General features: G+C 50.7%; 1 protein-coding gene. It reads right to left on the bottom strand.

From position 1 onward, the window contains the following. Positions 1-868, bottom strand: an 868-nt coding sequence (locus L6773_RS21255) for a YncE family protein (protein ID WP_237856686.1), incomplete at both ends; no start/stop codon positions are given.

Below are 868 nucleotides of genomic sequence, written 5' to 3' on the forward strand. Positions count from 1 at the left end.
ATATTGGTGGACGATATTATCGCCATTGGACGTCACATAAAACGTTGTCAGATCCGGTTTAAAGGTAAGTCCTTCTGGGCTTGCCGCCTCCGAGGCCACTCCAAATGTCCCCACAAAACTACCCGAACGTAAATCATACGGGGTAGACACGTTGAACTCCAACACCTCCTGGCGCCTCGTATCCATCATAAACATCTTTTTACCATCCGGGCTGAACTGGGTCCCGCGAACCGCCTCCTGGATATCCGATATATCAAATACATAATCCAGCGATGCCGTCTCTACATCCCAGTCCGAAGACAATTCAAACTGGTGTACCACCCCCAGTATCCGGTCATCCACATATAACACCGACCCGTCCGGCTTAAAATCCATATCGTGGCCCCGAACTACATCATCACTTAAGTCCTGATATCCTGTCTGGGTGGCCGAACTCACATTCCACGGATCCGACAGGGTGTATTCCCAAATCTCAGTCCGGTTCAATACCCACATTCTCCGCCCATCGGTTTTTCGTACATACAATCCATGCGAGGCCTCTTCCTCCTGGGAGGCTGTTCCTATCTCCCCTGATGTGCTGAAGTCCCGCACATATTCGGCAGTGTCTATTTGCCAGGGGTCATCCAGGTGATACTCGGCAACATTTTCCGTATCACGGCCCAGTATGTAAAACCGGCGGCCGTCGGGGCTAAAATCGGTAGAGCGAGAACTTAGCGTTCTGGACCTCAACCTTTTCTTCGTATACCAGGCTTCCGATAAGACAAACCCAGATGTTTGTGCTTCAGGGTCTACAGTCTGAACCGACTGCTGCAAAAATCCCTGCTGGATGAGCGACTCCCGGATCTGCTCAAGTTTAATCCTCTCTTGT

The sequence above is a fragment of the Rhodohalobacter sulfatireducens genome (assembly GCF_022012475.1).
In the GTDB taxonomy this organism is placed as follows: Bacteria; Bacteroidota; Rhodothermia; order Balneolales; family Balneolaceae; genus Rhodohalobacter; species Rhodohalobacter sulfatireducens.